The organism is Rhodococcus sp. KB6 (assembly GCF_001445685.1).
Taxonomy (GTDB): Bacteria; Actinomycetota; Actinomycetes; order Mycobacteriales; family Mycobacteriaceae; genus Rhodococcus_F; species Rhodococcus_F qingshengii.
In genome coordinates, this window is the sequence record NZ_LNAK01000092.1 from 1 (window position 1) to 524 (window position 524).

A 524-nucleotide genomic window follows, 5' to 3' on the forward strand; every position below is an offset into this window, starting at 1 on the left:
CCGCCTTCGCGTCTCATCCCAATCGACCCTGATCGGGTCTGCTGACCCCCTCGACGAGAACGCAGCGACATCACAGCCACCCAACCCCGACCGTCCGGGAAGCCGGGGCACGTCACATGGCCTGTGCTGCGGGCGTGTCGAGTGGGTCGTCCAGGGGCGACGCAGGAGCGTCGACGCGACGTGCTGAGAGGTGGTTCCAGTCGAGCACTAGGACACCGGCTACAGGCATGGCGATAGGTCAGGAACGGCGTCGCTCCCTGCGCAGGAGGGAGCGCAGAGTCTCGGCGTTCGCGTAGCCGACCCGTAGCGCGATCTCGGCGGAGGTGAGGTCCGTGGTTGCTGAGAGGTGCCGAGCTCGTTCGATGCGAAGCCGTTGGACGAAGCCGAGCGGAGTGAGGTTGAGCGCCGCACGGACTCGTCGTTCGAGGGTGCGCCGGCTGGTGCCGAGCGACTGCGCGACGAAGGCGACGTTGAACGGTTCGTCCAGGCGGGCGCGCACGAAGCGTTCGAACTCGACGACGATC

General features: G+C 67.4%; 1 protein-coding gene. It reads right to left on the reverse strand.

Going from position 1 to position 524, the window contains the following annotated elements:
- Positions 1-238 precede the first annotated feature (238 nt).
- Positions 239-524: helix-turn-helix domain-containing protein (locus ASU23_RS12305; RefSeq protein WP_156423153.1), on the reverse strand; the 286-nt coding region annotated here is incomplete at its 5' end.